Genomic DNA, 16,134 nt, shown 5'->3' with positions numbered 1-16,134 from the left:
GCGGTCTCGGTCGTCCTCAATGGTGCTGGCCTTGGGCGCGGAATCAGGGCCGCATGCTCAGCTCTCGGGACGTCTCCGGCGGCGTTTCCCTGGCGGGTCGCGGTCGGTGCCTGCGCGCCAGCGTCCAGGCCCCGGCCACGGTCGCGGTGAGCGCGGCGCCGATCCAGGCCGGAGGGCTGGCCCACACGGCGGCGGGCAGCTGCCGGCTCAGGACGAAGACGCCCATCACGACAACGAACCAGCCGAACGCCTTGCGTAGCGTGTCCTGCGGGATCCGTCCGGCGAAGCGGCTGCCGATCAGGCTGCCGACGACCGCGGCAGCGGTCACCGTCAACGCCAGACCCCAGTCGATCTGGACTCCGGCGAGGTGGCCGGCGAGCCCGGAGAGCGACTTCATCGCGATGACCAGCAGCGAAGTGCCGACCGCGACGCTCATGGGCAGTCCGCCGAGCAGGGTCAGGGCGGGGACGACCAGGAAGCCGCCGCCGGAGCCGACCAGGCCGGTGACCGCGCCCACGATCAGGCCCTCGATGACCACGAGCTTGACGGGCATCTCGGTGTGGGAGGGACTGTGCCCGGCCTTGTGGCCGGCGCCCTTGCGGAGCATGGCCACGGCGGTGGCCAGCATCATCAGGGCGAACGCGACGAGCAGAACGGTGCCGGGGACGTACTCGGCCAGGCGCCCGCCTCCGTAGGCGCCGACCATGCTGACCGCGCCGAAGATCAGACCGGTGCGCCACCGCACCCGGTGGGCGCGGGCGTGCGGGATCAGTCCGACCAGGCTGGTGACGCCGACGACGAACAGCGAGGTGGCGATGGCCTCCTTGCTGTCCTGACCCGCGAGGTAGACGAGGATCGGCACGGTCAGGATCGATCCGCCGCCGCCCAGGATGCCCAGGCTGACACCGATCAGCGCGGAGGCCGCGAGGACGAAGGTGATCACGACCGGTCCCGCAGGGACGCGATGACAGTACGGATGTCGGTGCGCGGACCGCGGTTGTAGGGCAGCTTGGACAGCATCATGCCCATCGCGCAGGTGTTGCTCAGCGCGGCGAAGGTCAGTCCGGCACCGATCGCGGTACCGATCAGGTGTACTCCGGGGACGAAGAAACCCACCACGCCGCTGACCAGCACGACCGAACCGGCGACCAGGCGGACCTGGCGCTCCAGCTCCCAGCGCTCCGGGCCACGGTTGACGGGGGCACCGGACGCCTCCCAGGCCATCATGCCGCCGTCCAGGACCCGCAGGTTCGGCAGGCCCGCCTCGGCGAGTGCCTGCTCGGCCTGCGACGCGCGGGAGCCGGAGCGACAGACCAGCACCACGTCCTCATCCAGGTGGCGGCGCAGCTCGGATCGGTGCTCGCGCAGGGTGTCCAGCGGCACGTTGTAGGCGCCGGGGATGTGGCTGGTCTGGAACTCGCCGGGCGTGCGTACGTCCAGCAGGCGGGGGGCGCTGCCGTTGTTGATCAGGTGCTGGAGGGCGGCGGGCGTGAAGGTGGCCTTGGAGGCGGCGGTCGTCATGGGAACTCCGTGGGGTGAAGTGGATCCGTGCACGGCACGGGCGGAAAAGGGAGAGGAAAACGGGGGAGGGCCGGTGCACCCGCAGCGGGGCAGTCAGGGCAGGAAGTCCCTGCCGCGGGTGCGCCGGCGGCTCTTCCCGGCCACCGGGTCAGACGGTGGCGGGCGTGTTCAGCAGAGCCAAGGCGGCCCAGCCGCCGAGCACGTCGGAGACGTCCTGGAAGCCCTGCTGCCGCAGCAGGCTGGCGGCGATGGAGGAGCGGTGCCCGCCCGCGCAATGCAGGACCAGCGGCCTGTCGCGTGGGATCTCGTCCAGACGGCGGGGCAGTTCGTTGAGCGCGATGTGCAGAGCGCCCTCGATGAACCCGTTCTCGCCACGCTCACCGCAGTTGCGGACGTCGATCACGACCGGCGGGTTGTCGCCCGCCAGCTCGGCACGTAGCTGGGCCGCGGTCAGGCGACTTGCCGGGGCGACCTTGTCCGCCATCGCCCTCAGGGACTCGTCGGGCGAGGCCAGGTAGCCGGACACCTGGTCGAAGCCGATCCGGGCGAGCCTGGTGACGATCTCCTCCTCACGGGCCTCCGGCGCCACGACCAGCAGCTCCGCGCCGAGCGGCAGAATCGTGCCGGCCTGCTCGGCGAACCGGCCGTCGGCGGGGACGTTGATCGCCCCGCGCAGGTGGCCGGCGGCGAACTCCTGCGGGTCACGGGCGTCGACCACCACGGCGCCCGCTGCGCGCCGGGCCAGGAATCCCTCCACGCCCAGCGCCCGCGGCGCGCTCGCCGGGTCGAACAGCTCCCGCTCCCGGCGGTTGAGGTCCGCGTCGAAGGCGAAGTAGCCCGGAGCCGCCGACTGTCCGGCGGTCACGATGGCGACGAAGTCCTTCTCGCTCATCGGGGCGCACGCGTAGTTGGTGGCACGCTGCTCGCCGATCGTCGACTGCCGCTCGGTGGACAGATTCTTGCCGCAGGAGGAACCGGCGCCGTGTGCGGGGAAGACACGCACCTCGTCGGGCAGACCCATCAGCTTGTTCTGCACGCTGTCCTGCAGCATCGCGCCGAGCTCGTCGGCGGTCACTCCGACCGAGGCCAGCAGGTCCGGGCGGCCGACATCGCCGATGAAGAGGGCGTCACCGGTGAGCACGCCGTACGGGACAGCGTCATCGGCGTGTTCGTAGACGAGCACGCTGATCGACTCCGGGGTGTGCCCGGGGGTCTCCATGATCTTCAGCGTGACGTCACCGAGACTGATCACGTCCCCTTCGGTCAGCTTGCGAATCGCGTACTCGGTCTCCGCGCGGCGCCCGTAGCCGATCCAGGCACCGGTGCGGGCGGCCATCTCCAGGTGACCGGCGACGAAGTCCGCGTGGAAGTGGGTGTTGATGACACCGATCACGGTGAAGCCGCGTGTCTCGGCGTCGTTCAGGTACTCCGACACATCCCGGCGCGGGTCCACGACCACGGCCTGGCCGGTGATCTCGTCGGCGATCATGTACGACGCCTGCGACAGGCACTCGAGGTAGTACTGCGAGAAGAACACGGAAACCTCCGTAAAAGATGGGGCTGTATACCCCTGGGGGTATGGTTCGGGCCGAGAGGCGCCCCTATCGCAGGAGCGACCACGGGCGACAGGGATGGGCGCCGACGGGGAGTCGTCTGCCCGTGAGAGTCGTCCTTGTACCCCGGGGGGTATTACGCGGCTGACTGTAAAAGGCCACATCGTCCCTTGTCAAATACCCTGTGGGGTATCTGTAGACTGTTCGGCAGAGGGGAGTTGGCGGTCCGCGTCCGCTCGGCCGTCCCGTCGGCGCGGGCGGATCGAGCGAGGGTCGGCGGCAGGGCATCCCGGCCAAGGATCCATCCGCTGGACGGTGCCGCCCCTCCGGTCAGGTGATCATCGGGCCGTCAGGACGTGACAGTCCGGTCTTATACCCCCCAGGGTAAGAGGAGGATCTCGATGCGGATGGACGAAGAATCGACGCGGCCCGTCCTGAACCGCCTGCGGCGGGCTCAGGGGCAGTTGGCTGCCGTGATCGCAATGATCGAGGCGGGCCGTGACTGCAAAGATGTCGTGACGCAACTCGCGGCGGTCTCCCGGGCCCTGGACAAGGCCGGATTCAAAATCGTGGCCAGCGGGATGCGGCAGTGCCTTGCCGGGGACTCCGACACTCTGCCCATGTCGCAAGAAGAACTGGAAAAGCTCTTCCTCGCCCTTGCCTGATTCCGGCCTACCTTCCCTGTGTCACCAGCGCGGCAAGACCTGGCCCGCGTGCGGCTCAGCGGTCGCCTCGCCCACGCCGGGCCGTCCTGCGAAGTCGGCGTGGGCAGGGGCGGACACATGACAGGGAGGCGTCAAGGCAGAGGGGGGATAAGGCGGTTGAAGGCACGTCACGGTGCCCGGGTCGCGCTCGCCCTCCTCGTGGTGAGGACCAGGCAGAAGATCAAATTGTGGTCCGCGCCAGGCGCGTCCCGTTCCCGCGTAGTCGTCCCAGCCTGCCGTTACCGGTCGCGACCCTTGGCGTGGTCGCGGCCGGAATCGCCCTGCCGCTGTCCCCGCTGGCGCACCCGCTGGGGTTCACCGCGCCTCCGCCCTCCTTCTTCTTCGCGCTGACCGGTATGGTCGTCGCCTACCTGGTCCTGGTCGAGCTGGCCAAGAAGGTGTCCTACGCGTTCCCGAAGGGTGGTGGGCCCGCTGTCCGGCGCCGTGGGCACGCCCACCATGTGCAGCGCCGGGCGTCCCGGTTCAGCCGCACCGGCCCCCTGCCGGGTGGAGCCGCGCGGCCCTGACGGTCGCATGCGCTAGCCGGTGGTGCTCAGGGCCTCTCGAACAGGACGGCCACCCCGGCCATCGCCCCCAGATGGACCCCCTCCGCCGTGGTTCCGCCCTGCAGGTCCCGTACGTCGTTGTTCAGCGCCTCGACGAGGAAGGGTTGGGAGGCGCCGGGACGTACGTGGGCGAGGACTCCGGCGTGCACGACCGCACTGAGCGTGGAACCGTGGCAGGTGCGGGCCAGATAGTAGTCCACGGTGCGCGCCGCCATCGCGGAGTCCCACGTGTGGCCCAGGCCGGTCAGCGCCTCGCCAAGCCCGTCGGAGCCCAGCAGGTGGAACAACATCAGCACGTCGGCCTGTTTGGAGATCTTGTACCGGTTCGGAGTGTCTCCCTCGGCCTCCAGGATGCGATCAAGCCGCCGAATATCGCCATATTTTCTGCGATAGGAGGCCCAATCCAGTTCCTTCAGGGCGTCGTAGCCCTCGAACTGGCTGATCACCCCGTCGTGGAAGTCCACCCGCATCCGTGCGGCCATGGCGGTGAAGCGGTCGACCTCCTCCCGGCTCACCCTTCCGGCTCCGACCAGGGCGATCATGTCCAGGACGCGGCGCATCAGCCAGGCGGTCATCACGTTGGTGTAGGCGTTGTTGTCCACTCCGGGCTCGGCGCGGTCCGGGTAGCCGTCGTGGTACTCGTCGGGCCCCATCACGCCCCGGATGGCGTACCGATCTCCCTCCCGCACGGCGAGGCAGGCGAAGAACCGGGCGATCTCCACCAGCAGTTCGCCGCCGAAACCGGCGAGGAAGGCGGTGTCCCCGGTGGCCAGGTAGTGCCGCCAGACGTTGTAGGCCACGGCCAGGCCGATATGCCGCTGCAGATGGGAGTGGTCGGGCAGCCAACGGCCCGATCGGGGGTTCAGGTGCAGGCGAGGGGTCTCCTCCCGGCCGTCGCTGCCGCTCTGCCAGGGGAACATCGCCCCGGTGTACCCGGCTTCACGCGCGGCCCAGCGCGCCTCGGGCAGCCGCCGCCACCGGTAACGCAGCAACGCCTCGGTGACCTCGGGGAAGCGCGGCGCCAGGAAGGGGAAGGCGAACACCTCGTCCCAGAACACGTGTCCCCGGTAGGCCTCGCCGTGCAGGCCGCGAGCGGGAAGCCCGGCGTCGAGTTCGGCCAGGTGCGGGGAGGCCGTCTGCAACAGGTGAAAGATGTACAGGTTGAGGACCTGCTGGACGTCGGCGTCCTCGGCTGTCACGTGAGCCCGCTGCCAGAGCCGATCCCAGGCTCGCGTGTGCCGTCCGAGCAGTGCCTCGAAGGAACCCGCACGTGCCACCGCGGTCCTGGCGGCGCTCTCGCTCCCGGCGATGGCCCGGTCACGGGAGGTGTGCAGGGCGACCACCTTCTCCACGACGATCTCCTGGCCCTCGGCCACCTCCACGGTCCGCTCGTCGCTCACCCACTCCTTCCGGGTGTCGTGTGAGACACCGCCGTCGGCATGGTCCCGCCCTCCGGTCAGGGTGGTGCGGGAGGCCAGGGCGATCTCCACGCGAGAGGTGGCGGTACGCGTCAGCAACCCGATCACCCCATGGGCGGCGTGCGAACGGATCGGCACCAGGTGCCGACCGGCCAACCCCTGGTAGCGGGTGACCCCGGAGTTGACGACACGTCCGTCCAGAGCAGAGCGGACCCGGAGCGTCCCGCTCCAGTTCTCCGGAACGATCGTCGTCCTCAGGGCGGCCAGGTGCGGTTCGTCCATCGAGACCAGCCGCCGCTGCTCCAGCCAGGTGATCCGTCCTCGGGAGTCGCGGACACGCAGCAGCCGGGTCAGCACTCCCGCACGCATGTCGAGAACGTGGCGGGCGGTGAGGATCTCAACGGTGCCGGGGGCGAACCAGTCGTCATCGTCGACACGGAAGGTCAGCGGCAGCCAGTTCGGCACATTGACGAGATCCTCGTTGTCCACCGTACGGCCAGCGACCCGGGAGACGAGCCGGTCGTAGCAGCCGGCCACGTAGGTGCCGGGATAGCGCACACCGTCGGCGTGCGCCTCCGGTGCGGCTCCACGGGTGGCGAAGTAGCCGTTGCCGAGCGTCGTCAGTGCCTCCCGCAGCCCCTCGGAAGCGGGATCGTCATCGTTATAGATGAGGAGCCAAGGGTTCACCACTTCTCCCGGCCAGTCGTAGCTCCGCCAGATCGCCGACGACGATGTCGGCGCCCGCCTCCCTCAACGCGTCCCCCGAGCCGTGTCGGTCGACGCCGATGACGAGGCCGAACCCACCCCGCCTGCCCGCCCGTACCCCGGCGAGGGCGTCCTCGACCACCGCCGTCCGTCGCGGCGACACCCCGAGCTCCTCGGCCGCCCGCAGGAACAGCGCGGGATCGGGCTTTCCGGCCAGCCCCAGCCGAGCGGCCTCGACACCGTCAATTCGGACGTCGAACAGATGGTCGACCGCCGCCGCGCGGAGCACCCGTACGCAGTTACGGCTCGCCGAGACGACGGCCGTACGCACCCCGCGACGCCGGAGCTCACAGACGACCTCGACGGTCGAAGGGAAGGCGGCGACACCGTTCCTGCGGATCTCGGCCAGGAAGAAGGCGTCCTTGCGCGCGGCCAGGTCCGCCACCGTTTCCGGGTCCGGCGCGATGCCTCGGGAGCGGAGGAAGTCCTCCACCCCGTCGCGGCGGGATTTGCCGTCGACATGACACAGATACTCCCCACCGGCGTCGAAAGGCCGGAACCGCTCCCCGGACCGGTCGGCGTGTTCACGCAGGAAGGGGTCGAACACCTGTTTCCACGCGGCGGCGTGCACCCTGGCCGTGTCGGTGACGACCCCGTCGGTGTCGAAGACCACCGCGGCGATCCACCCAAGGTCAACGACCACGGGCAACGGCATGACACACCCCCTCACCCGCACGGTACGGCGGCGCGCGCCGCCGCCATCTTGGCGGATCGCCTCGTGGATCACCGGCCGCGAGACGGTCGTGCGACCTCACAGGACGTGCCGGATGCGCCGCCCGCCGATCTCCGCAGGAGTGATCGAAACGTACAGCTCGCGGTCGCCGCCCGCCCACGGCTGGACGCCGGAGGTCTCCGCGTCCGCCTGCTCGTCGCCGGTCACGACGTGGTGGAGACCGCCCCGGATGAGCACGCTCCAGCCCTCTCTGCTGGCTTCGTCGATCCGGTCGACCTGGAAGGCGACCTTGAACTCGGCCCCCTGGACGCCGGTGCGCAGATTGTCGTCGAGCGGGCCGCCGAAGGCCGTGCGGAAGACCACGGCGCCGTTGTGCACCGCGTAGTTGACCGGCAGGACCACCGGCCCCTCAGGCTCGTTGAAGGCGACCCTGCCCACGCCGCCTGGAGCGATCAACCGCAGGCACTCGGCGGCGTCGAGCCTGTCCAGGCGGGGACCCGCGGCGGGGCGGCCCCTGCCGGGAGGCAGATCGACCGTCCCACCGAGCAGTTCGGCGACGCCGACGCCCAGAGCGGTGGCCAGCCTGCGCACGGTCCCGGCCGACGGCACGGCGGGGGTCTCCTCCAGGTACGCCAGGTACAGGGTGTCGATCTCGGCGTGGTCGGCCAGCTGGTCGCGGGTCAATCCCAGGTCTTCACGCCGTCTGCTCACCCGGCGGCCCAGGTCTCCCGGGGTCGTCCTGTGTCCGGTCATCGGGATCTCCCAGCGAGAAAGGGGCGGACCGCCGTAGGTCCGCCATGTCCTTCATTCCATCGCGGGGAAAAGGATGAGGTGAGGGCCGGAAGTCCCAAGGTGACGGGACTTTCGGGCTGCTGGAAGGGAAAAGTAGTGACGTTCGCCGCGATGGGATCTGTGGGGAAACAGGTCCAAAGTCACCGAATAGCAGGCCTGTCGTCTCTGGGTTCCTCCACTCCCGCGTCCGACGCTTGATCTGACCGTGGGCTTGTACATGAGAACTCCTGTCCCGTCGATGCCTCCAGCAGGGCGGACCCGGTCGTTGTGAGCCTCTCCGCGGCACCGAGGAACGCGGCACCACGCTCACCGTCCGGTGGTCATTCGGCCCTGGGCCCGTGTGGGCCGGCGGATCCGGGAGAGCCGCTTCGCAGCGGAAAGGCTGAGAACATGCGAAAGTTCGGCGGCACCGCGTTCGTGGTGGTCACCGTGGCCGGGCTGGCGGCCGGGGCCGTGTGCCATCTGGCCGGAGCGGCCCCGGTCGGAGACGCCGTATGGGCGGCCGTCACGGTGGTGGCCCTGGTTCCCGCGCTCTGGCAGGTGCTGTCGGCGCTGCGCGAGCGCCGACTGGGCGTGGACGCCATCGCCGTGCTCGCCCTGGCCGGGGCGCTGGCCGTACGGGAGTACTTCGCCGGTGCGGTGATCGGCGTGATGCTGGCCACCGGCCAGGCACTGGAGGACTACTCGCTGCGCCGGGCCCGCCGTGACCTGACCGGCCTGTACGAACGTGCTCCGCGCTCGGCGCGCCGCTACGAGGACGGGACGCCCCGCCAGGTGGACGTCGGCCTGGTCCGCCCCGGTGACCTGCTGCTGGTTCCCAGCGGTGAGACCGTTCCTGTGGACGGGGTGGTGGCCGCGGGCCTGGCGTCGCTGGACGAGTCGGCGCTGACCGGGGAGGCGCTGCCCGTCGAACGTCCCGCCGGGCAGGGTGTGCGCAGCGGCGTGGTGAACGCCGGTGCCGCCTTCGACTTGAGGGCCACCCGGATCGCGGCCGAAAGCGCCTATGCGGGAGTGGTACGGCTGGCACGGCAGGCCGAGGCGGGCAGCGCTCCCGTGGTGCGGCTCGCCGACCGGTTCGCCGCCTGGTTCCTGCCCGCGACGCTGCTGCTGGCCGGGGGAGCCTGGCTGCTGTCCGGAGATCCTGTCAGGGCGGTCGCGGTCCTGGTCGTCGCCACCCCCTGCCCGCTGTTGCTGGCCGCGCCCGCCGCCATCGCCTCCGGCCTGTCCCGTACGGCGCGTCATGGCGTGGTGGTCAAAGGAGGGGGAGCACTGGAGAGGCTGGGGCAGGCCCGCACGCTCGTCCTGGACAAGACCGGCACGCTGACCGCGGGACGCCCCGAGGTGGTCGACGTCGTGGCCGCCCCCGGCGTCCAGGCCGACGACGTGCTGCGTCTGGCGGCCGCACTGGACCAGATGTCCTCCCACGTACTCGCCGCCGCGATCGTCGACGCCGCTCACGCCCGAGGTCTCACGCTGCCCCAACCGGCCGAGGTGCACGAGAAGCCGGGCACCGGGACCACGGGGCTGGTGGGGGGACACCGGGCAGAGGTCGGCAAGGCGGCGGCCCGGTCCGATTCCGAGTGGGAACGAGCCCAGCGGGCCAGGGCCACACTGGACGGCGCCATGACCGTCTGGGTCACGGTCGACGACCGGACGGCCGGGGTGATCCTGCTGCGCGACGCCGTACGGGCCGACGCCGCGCGGACCCTGCGGCGGCTGCGCACCGCCGGGATCGAAAAGGTGATCATGCTCACCGGAGACAGGGCCGAGGTCGCGGAGAGCGTGGGCACCGTGCTCGGCGTCGACCGGGTGCTGTCCGAGCAGACGCCGACGGCCAAGGTGGAAGCGGTACGCAGGGAGGTGGCCGAGGCGGTGACCGTGATGGTCGGTGACGGGATCAACGACGCTCCGGCGTTGGCCGCCGCCGACGTCGGGGTGGCGATGGGCGCCCGAGGGTCGGCCGCCTCGGCCCAGGCCGCCGACGTGGTACTCACCACCGACCACCTGGACCGGCTCGCCGACGCCATGGACGTGGCCCGTCGCTCCCGCCGCATCGCCGTACAGAGTGCCGCCGCAGGAATGGGACTGTCGCTGCTGGCCATGGCGGTGGCCGCGGCCGGAGCACTGCCACCGGCGGCCGGTGCCCTCCTGCAGGAGGCCATCGACGTCACGGTGATCCTCAACGCGCTGCGGGCGCTGCGTCCCACCAGGGGAACCAGAACGGTGGTCGACGTGGAGACCGAGTCCTTGCTGCGCCGCTTCGAGATGGAGCACTCCTCGCTGAGGCCACCCCTGGAACTGATCCGTGAGACGGCGGACCGGCTCGGCCAGAGCCCCCCGAAGGTGGCTCTCGACCGGCTGCGGGAGGTCCACGACTTCCTCACCGAACGCCTGCTGCCCCACGAACGCGCCGAAGAGCGACGACTGTACCCGGCCATGGGACAGGCCCTGGGCGGTTCGGAGGTCACAATGACCATGAGCAGGGCGCACGCGGAGATCGAACGCCTCATCCGCCGCCTGGACGGGCACCTCGCCCTCGCCGGAGCGGAAGGGCCGCGCCCCGAGCAACTCGACGACCTGCGTGCCTGTCTTTACGGGCTGTACGCCGTCCTAGTGCTCCACTTCGACCAGGAGGAGGAGGCCTACTTCTCCCTGACCGCCGCTCCGGACTCCGCACACCCGGCTCTCTCCTCCCTCCGCTCACCCTGAGCCGAACCGGTTGCTCCTTGGTCTCCTCCAGAACAGGACAGAAGTCCCACAAAAGGGTGACATCAGGCAGCTGCGATCAATCGGTCCAGGACATGGGATGGAGTGGAGGCGGGCCTGCCGTGCTCCCGCAACGGTGGGGCGCCCGCGACCAAGAATCCGTGCTCGTCCGGCCGCGCGCCGGATGTGAGAACCCCTTCAGGGGGACGCCATGGCTACACCGAGTTTTCCCGCCCGTCACGTAGGTCTCGCGGCTCTGGGCGTCAGCGCCGTCCTGACGGCCTGCGGCGGCCCCGGCGACCTTCATGCCGCGCTCGTCGGGCCGCGGATCAACGCTCCGGCCGTCTCGTCCACCGGCGTCCTGGCCGAGGAGCACAACGCTCAGGACGTACGCTTCGCCCAAGAGATGATCCTTCACCACCGGCAGACACTGATCATGACCGGGATGGCCGGGACACACACCTCGAACGCCCAGGTCAGGGCATTGGCTGAACAGATCGGACGGGCCGAGGAAGCCGAGATCACCCAGCTGACCGCCTGGCTGAGGAGCTGGGGGGAACCGGCTCCCGGCCTGGGCCCATGCATGACGGGACCGCCCGGCGGAAGGGACGACGAGCGGAGGCCGTGCAACCGCGGGCCGGAGGACATGGGACCCGGTATGCACCGGGGCCCGCACATGATGGGCTGGGCTGACCTGGAGTCCTTGGATGAGGCGTCCGGGACCGACTTTGACCGGACATTTTTGGACATGATGGTCCGGCACCATACTGACGCGATGGGCCTGGCCGCAGCCGAGCAGCGAGACGGCCGTTCTCCGAACGCCACGGCACTGGCTGCCTCGATCATCACCCGCCAGACAGCCGAAATCGTCCAGATGCGTTCCATGCTTGCGCGGCCCTGAACACCGACCGGCCTGGATGTCCGGAGCCAAGGGCCAGGGGGAGGTGGCGTCATGATCGGCGTACTCGGCAACGGTTTAGAGGTTCAGAGGCTCGTCGCCGCGGCGGGCAACGCACCGTCGGTGCACAACACCCAACCCTGGCGTTTCAGCGTTGAACACGGCGACCTCATGTGGCTGTGTCCAGATCTGGAACGTCGGCTCACGGCGGCCGATCCCCACGGTCGCTCCCTGCACGTCAGCTGTGGTGCGGCCCTGCTGAACCTGCGATTGGCTCTGCGTGCGGCTGGCTACGACCCCGTCAGCTGGTTACTGCCCCCCGGTGAAAGACCGCCGCCACTAGCCGTCGTGCGCCCCGTACCGTCCGTTCCGCCCTCGCCCGAGGAGCGCAGGCTGTATGACGCGATCACAGTACGGCACACCAACCGCCTGCCGTTCTCCGGATGCCTCATTCCGTATCCGATCATGAATGAGCTCGTCCGGGCGGCACGCTGCGAGGGCGCGAATCTCATCGTCCTCAACGCCGTGGAGGACGACCCGCTCCTGCGGTGGGTCGGCGCGGCCGAACGGCGGCTATACGCCGACGCCGACTATCGTGCGGAACTGACCCGCTGGACGACGTCGACTGGCGGTTCGAGGTTGGACGGTATCCCGGCGACGGCCCTCGGCCCTTCAGGAGGGAAGGGAACACTCGTCCGTGACTTCGGTCGGGTCGGAGCAGCCCTCGTCTGTGAGGATGCTGTCTTCCGCTGGGAGTCGCGCCCGCAACTCGCCTTGCTCGGTACCCGGGCCGACGGTCCGCGTGACTGGTTGCGGGCCGGTCAGGCTCTGCAGCGGGTTCTGCTGACCGCGACCGTCTACGGGGTGTCTGCCTCGTTCCTCAACCAGCCCCTGGATCTACGGGACATGCGCGGCCAGACCCGTACGGGACGGTCTGGACACCTGCAGATGATCATTCGGTTCGGATACGGAACCGACATGCCCGCCACCCCACGTCGTCCCGTCTCCGACATCCTCGAAACGATCTGATGAGGTCGCGTCGAGGGCGAAACCCTTCCGAGGCGCAGCCGGACTCGGCGTGGACACCGCCGTCTGGCGCTACAAGCTTTAGGCGGTCATGCTGCTTGCCCATCGCCCTCTGATCTGGATAAGTGTTACGGACGACCGCCAAACGTGTCGGCCATACTTTCGTTGTCCTCGACAGAACTTCATCCCGATCGATCGGGTCGTCGCCGACCGTGCCTACCATTCATGTGAGGAGCCGGAAGCGCAACGTGCATATTCAGGGCATCACCGAGCCGGGCGGCGCGCCATTGCATAATTCTGTTTCACAGATCGGCTCGGTTCTCGATCTGAGGGCGGCACGAATCCGGGATATCGCTGGTTGCCTGAAGTCCGTCGGATTGGCCTTGCCGACAAGGGGTAAATTGGCGCGGGGAGCGTTTCCTGGCGCCGTACAAGGTCACGATGGGCCGCACTTTCAGAAAACGCCGACTCCACTCATTTCAAGCTCCGCCAGCCTGGTGATCGGGCAAATATAAAATTGAAGAGCCGGCAGGCCCTGCGTAAATTATATTGCTACCTCCTCCAACAGATCGATTCCCTGTCCTTCGGCTACACGAAGCAGGATGAAAACGTTCAGCTGATCGCCTCCAAGGAGGCTCTGGCCGCCTGCGCCGCTGATCGCCCCTTGAGGATGAAGAACGACCGTGAGACATGAGCGGAGCGCGCACTCGGCAGTCGTGCCAGCATGGCCCCGGTTCCACCGCCTATGGCGGTGGAACCGGGGCTCATGGCAACGTCCTGCCTGTTGCCTGGAAGCCGTGACATGTATGCGGGATGCCCTGCGCGTGCACACGCGAATCGGATGGCAAGCCATCATTCCTTAGCAGCATGGTCTTTTAACCCCTCACTATTTTGAGGGGCGGTTGGCTGCGGGCGCTTCGGTGTCTGGTTCCTGGCATTTTCCCACCTACGGGCGACCCTCTACAAGGCCGCCCGTAATTTTCCACCTCGACCGTGGGCCGGGTATGGAATTTTCAGGCGGCAATGATCGAACTAGTAAGGTTGTCGAATCCCGCCAGCCTCAGGTCTGGGTACTCTGCGTAAACACCTACGGTGTAGAAGCGGCGGCCTCGGTATCCCGCGTGTTCAAACAGAACATTTACACCCCAGCCTTTTACCGATGACGCGGCGTCGTTGCAGTCGTACGGCCACCAGTTGAAGTTGGGCCATGTAAGCGTGAATGGAACTGCTCGCCCCGTGAAGTTGTAGCCGTGGTAGAGAATCGCGGTTCCGATCGAATATGTCTGATGCCACTCGCCGATGAGCTGCTGGTGCTCGTCGGGTGACCGCTTCTCTAGTTCTCGTGCGAGGAGTTCGTCGGCCTTGGCTCGAATCGATTGGAACTGGTAGAACTCGACGGCCTTGTCAGGGTCGCTGGCCGCTTGGGCCAGGGATGCGAGACGGGCCTCGACAGACTGAATCTTGGCTGCGGAAGCCGGGTCGGTCTGCGAAACATATTCTACGATCTCTTCTACGGTGCCCTCGTAGAATTCTGAATCCAGTGCGCCGGCTGTGCGAATTCCCACGACGTGTTTTTGATTTTCCATGACTTAGCCCTCTGGCTGGCGGTCGGATAATCCTCATGCATTGTGTTCCGTTTCCGCGATTGCTTTCCGGGAAACTTGTCCGGCTAATTATTTAACGAGACTTGAGAGGGTCTTCCCATTGCGAGGCACCAGACGGCCAGGTCACTGCGATTTTCTGGCCGATCAGCCAGGGGCGTTCGCGCTGTGGAGAAGAGCGGCTGAGAATTTATCGGTCCGGCGGGCGGAGCGGGAGGCGATGTATCGCGGTGAAACGTTCGTTTTCGTGGTGGAGAGCCCAGGCAGACCTCGGCAGCCAAGGAGGACCCCTCGGTATGACGCGCGCTGTTCCATCGCAGGCCATCGGTTGGCTGGTAGTACATCGCCGGCGTCACCGACGCCGACCTCACCCGGATCGAGCATGACTCGACCCAAGGCGGCTACCCTGACGCCAGGCCACGAAGGAGGCCATCGTGTTTTGCGGTTGGTGACACGTCGGTCGGCAGTCCTCCTAATCCGGCGGCTGTATCCAGGTGAATTCCGGGCGGATGCCGCGTTCGATGAGGGCCTCGCCTGCGCCCTGCAGCTCGAACATTGTGGACATCGCCGCATCGTTCACATCCGTCCCCGACGTCCAGCAGGACTCTAGGTCGATCAGGAGCCGGGTCAAGACGCGACGGAACTCCAGCGACAGGTCCGGCTCGGCCGTAGAGGGCTCGAAGTGATGAACCTCGGGCAAAGTGATGGACTCGCCGCTATAGCTCCACTCGCCATTGACCTTGATCAGCCGCCGCTGCACGTACAGTTCCTTGAACAAGTAGTAGTGAGCATGGCTTGTGCTCTCACCGGTGGGCGCGCTGGGTGAGTCGGGCAACCCCTCTCCCTCGATCTTGATCCGGTCGATCGTCTCGATCGCGTCGGCGACGGTCCGGATCGGTTGAGCGGAGGGAACCTTCACCGCGTGGGCGTTCGGATCGATCTTGGGAGGGTTCATTCGGAACGTCTCTTTGATCGAGTCGTAGAAGGCACCGATCGTCGGATGCTGAGCCAGTAAGCGGCCCACAGGTGGAAAGTCTGGGTGCTCGATCTGCATGAACACCGCGATCTGTTCCTTGACCAGCGGCTTGAGTTCAACCGGTAGCTGCTGCGGGATGCCGCCGGGCAACTCGTCAGCGGGGTAGACAGGCAGAAAACCCGGGTGGGCCAGTGACGGCGTGCCACCGACCGCCGTCAGCAGGTTCCCTGCCAGCGCGAAATGGCGCATCTCCTGGATGACCACCCGATGCAGAGTGCGCCTGGCATGGTGGGAGATGTTCTTGACAGACCATTCCGCACACAGGTACGGCGGGATGGTGGCGAACTCCAACTGCATCGCCAGTTGCAACGCGTCTTTGAGGTCCTCCGATGCGAGGATCCCTGCCTCGACGTACTCCCTTATCGTCTTCACCTGGAAGCCCCCGTTATCCCTGGCTTTGTCGCGCACCCCGAGTGCGCCGGGTTCGTACTGGATGATCGATCGCTTCTTCGGGCTCGAAGTCCCGCGAAGGCAGGGCCAGCCCCGCTCAGAGGAGTTTTCCCAGGTCACATCGGCTGAAGCGCGAGCGTGTGGTTGGCTTGCGGACCAGCGGTCAGCGCGCGGCACGGTGCCGGTGGTCCCGGCCGTACAGTGTCTGGCGATCGCCTCGTGCCAGATCTGTATCGTCTCGTCACCGAAAAGTTCGCCCAATGCTGGGCTGTGATCTGCTCGGTGTCCCGGCGAAACCGCTCATCGCTCTACAGGTCCAGCGCGCTTATAGGCCCAGTACAGCAATGCTGTGCGTCGGCACGACGATCTAAGGGCTTGCGTCAGGTAGCGCCTCCGGAACCCGGCCTGCGCCCGGTCTAGTGGCGCGTCACCGAACCTTGCTGGGCTATTTGATCTCGGCGGGTGAACAGGCCAGCCTGGTCCCG

13 protein-coding genes are annotated in these 16,134 nt (G+C 67.9%); 5 read left to right on the top strand and 8 right to left on the bottom strand.

Features of this window, described 5'->3' with window-relative positions; translation table 11 throughout:
* Window positions 1–43: 43 nt before the first annotated feature.
* The 3 genes from ACFYY8_RS24470 to ACFYY8_RS24460 form a co-directional block, all read right to left on the bottom strand.
* Window positions 44–943: a sulfite exporter TauE/SafE family protein gene (locus ACFYY8_RS24470; protein ID WP_390044594.1), complete on the bottom strand. Its 900-nt coding sequence runs from the start codon at window positions 941–943 to the stop codon at window positions 44–46.
* Window positions 940–1,521: a rhodanese-like domain-containing protein gene (locus ACFYY8_RS24465; protein WP_390044592.1), complete on the bottom strand. Its 582-nt coding sequence runs from the start codon at window positions 1,519–1,521 to the stop codon at window positions 940–942. Before ACFYY8_RS24465 ends, ACFYY8_RS24470 begins: the two co-directional genes overlap by 4 nt.
* 148 nt (window positions 1,522–1,669) lie before the next feature.
* On the bottom strand, window positions 1,670–3,058 hold the full coding sequence (locus tag ACFYY8_RS24460; RefSeq protein ID WP_390044590.1) for a rhodanese-like domain-containing protein: 1,389 nt from the start codon (window positions 3,056–3,058) through the stop codon (window positions 1,670–1,672).
* Window positions 3,059–3,475: 417 nt separating this feature from the next.
* On the opposite strand from ACFYY8_RS24460, the gene ACFYY8_RS24455 reads away from it, so the two are divergent.
* Both ACFYY8_RS24455 and ACFYY8_RS24450 read left to right on the top strand, forming a co-directional pair.
* Window positions 3,476–3,739, top strand: coding sequence for a metal-sensitive transcriptional regulator (locus ACFYY8_RS24455; RefSeq protein WP_390044588.1), 264 nt, complete (start codon window positions 3,476–3,478; stop codon window positions 3,737–3,739).
* 227 nt (window positions 3,740–3,966) lie between these two features.
* Complete coding sequence (locus ACFYY8_RS24450) at window positions 3,967–4,305, top strand: hypothetical protein (protein ID WP_390044586.1); 339 nt, start codon at window positions 3,967–3,969, stop codon at window positions 4,303–4,305.
* A 26-nt stretch (window positions 4,306–4,331) separates the two neighbouring features.
* Here ACFYY8_RS24450 and ACFYY8_RS24445 read toward each other — a convergent pair whose 3' ends face one another.
* From ACFYY8_RS24445 to ACFYY8_RS24435, 3 genes are all read right to left on the bottom strand, one after another.
* Window positions 4,332–6,449: a glycoside hydrolase family 65 protein gene (locus ACFYY8_RS24445; protein WP_390044584.1), complete on the bottom strand. Its 2,118-nt coding sequence runs from the start codon at window positions 6,447–6,449 to the stop codon at window positions 4,332–4,334.
* The gene (locus tag ACFYY8_RS24440) at window positions 6,424–7,182 is read right to left on the bottom strand and encodes an HAD family hydrolase (protein WP_390044582.1); all 759 of its coding nucleotides are present in this window, start codon (window positions 7,180–7,182) and stop codon (window positions 6,424–6,426) included. The genes ACFYY8_RS24445 and ACFYY8_RS24440 overlap by 26 nt, the downstream gene beginning before the upstream one ends.
* A 96-nt stretch (window positions 7,183–7,278) precedes the next feature.
* Window positions 7,279–7,953 (bottom strand): helix-turn-helix domain-containing protein, encoded by a 675-nt coding sequence (locus tag ACFYY8_RS24435; protein WP_390044580.1) that lies wholly within the window; start codon window positions 7,951–7,953, stop codon window positions 7,279–7,281.
* Between the two features lie 429 nt (window positions 7,954–8,382).
* Between ACFYY8_RS24435 and ACFYY8_RS24430 the strand changes: the two genes are divergently transcribed.
* The 3 genes from ACFYY8_RS24430 to ACFYY8_RS24420 all read left to right on the top strand — a co-directional run bounded on the left by ACFYY8_RS24430 (window position 8,383) and on the right by ACFYY8_RS24420 (window position 12,625).
* The gene (locus tag ACFYY8_RS24430; protein WP_390044578.1) at window positions 8,383–10,701 is read left to right on the top strand and encodes a heavy metal translocating P-type ATPase; all 2,319 of its coding nucleotides are present in this window, start codon (window positions 8,383–8,385) and stop codon (window positions 10,699–10,701) included.
* A gap of 208 nt (window positions 10,702–10,909) precedes the next feature.
* A complete protein-coding gene (locus ACFYY8_RS24425; protein ID WP_390044576.1) occupies window positions 10,910–11,599 on the top strand; it encodes a DUF305 domain-containing protein in 690 nt (229 codons plus the stop codon).
* Window positions 11,600–11,650: 51 nt separating this feature from the next.
* Window positions 11,651–12,625 (top strand): Acg family FMN-binding oxidoreductase, encoded by a 975-nt coding sequence (locus tag ACFYY8_RS24420; RefSeq protein WP_390044574.1) that lies wholly within the window; start codon window positions 11,651–11,653, stop codon window positions 12,623–12,625.
* A gap of 1,010 nt (window positions 12,626–13,635) precedes the next feature.
* Here ACFYY8_RS24420 and ACFYY8_RS24415 read toward each other — a convergent pair.
* Entirely contained in the window at window positions 13,636–14,187 is a 552-nt protein-coding gene (locus ACFYY8_RS24415; protein ID WP_390044572.1) for a hypothetical protein, read from the bottom strand.
* A 508-nt stretch (window positions 14,188–14,695) separates the two neighbouring features.
* Complete coding sequence (locus tag ACFYY8_RS24410; RefSeq protein WP_390044570.1) at window positions 14,696–15,910, bottom strand: ferritin-like protein; 1,215 nt, start codon at window positions 15,908–15,910, stop codon at window positions 14,696–14,698.
* Window positions 15,911–16,134: the final 224 nt, after the last annotated feature.

Source organism: Streptosporangium sp. NPDC001559 (assembly GCF_042893955.1).
Classification (GTDB): Bacteria; Actinomycetota; Actinomycetes; order Streptosporangiales; family Streptosporangiaceae; genus Streptosporangium.
This window is presented reverse-complemented; position numbering and strand designations above follow the sequence as displayed.

Excerpts from the sequence above, each read along its gene's own strand:
- ACFYY8_RS24465 (WP_390044592.1), bottom strand. The coding sequence starts at position 1,521 with ATGACGACCGCCGCCTCCAAGGCCACCTTCACGCCCGCCGCCCTCCAG.
- ACFYY8_RS24455 (WP_390044588.1), top strand. The coding sequence starts at position 3,476 with ATGCGGATGGACGAAGAATCGACGCGGCCCGTCCTGAACCGCCTGCGG.
- ACFYY8_RS24440 (WP_390044582.1), bottom strand. The coding sequence starts at position 7,182 with ATGCCGTTGCCCGTGGTCGTTGACCTTGGGTGGATCGCCGCGGTGGTC.
- ACFYY8_RS24435 (WP_390044580.1), bottom strand. The coding sequence starts at position 7,953 with ATGACCGGACACAGGACGACCCCGGGAGACCTGGGCCGCCGGGTGAGC.
- ACFYY8_RS24430 (WP_390044578.1), top strand. The coding sequence starts at position 8,383 with ATGCGAAAGTTCGGCGGCACCGCGTTCGTGGTGGTCACCGTGGCCGGG.
- ACFYY8_RS24425 (WP_390044576.1), top strand. The coding sequence starts at position 10,910 with ATGGCTACACCGAGTTTTCCCGCCCGTCACGTAGGTCTCGCGGCTCTG.
- ACFYY8_RS24420 (WP_390044574.1), top strand. The coding sequence starts at position 11,651 with ATGATCGGCGTACTCGGCAACGGTTTAGAGGTTCAGAGGCTCGTCGCC.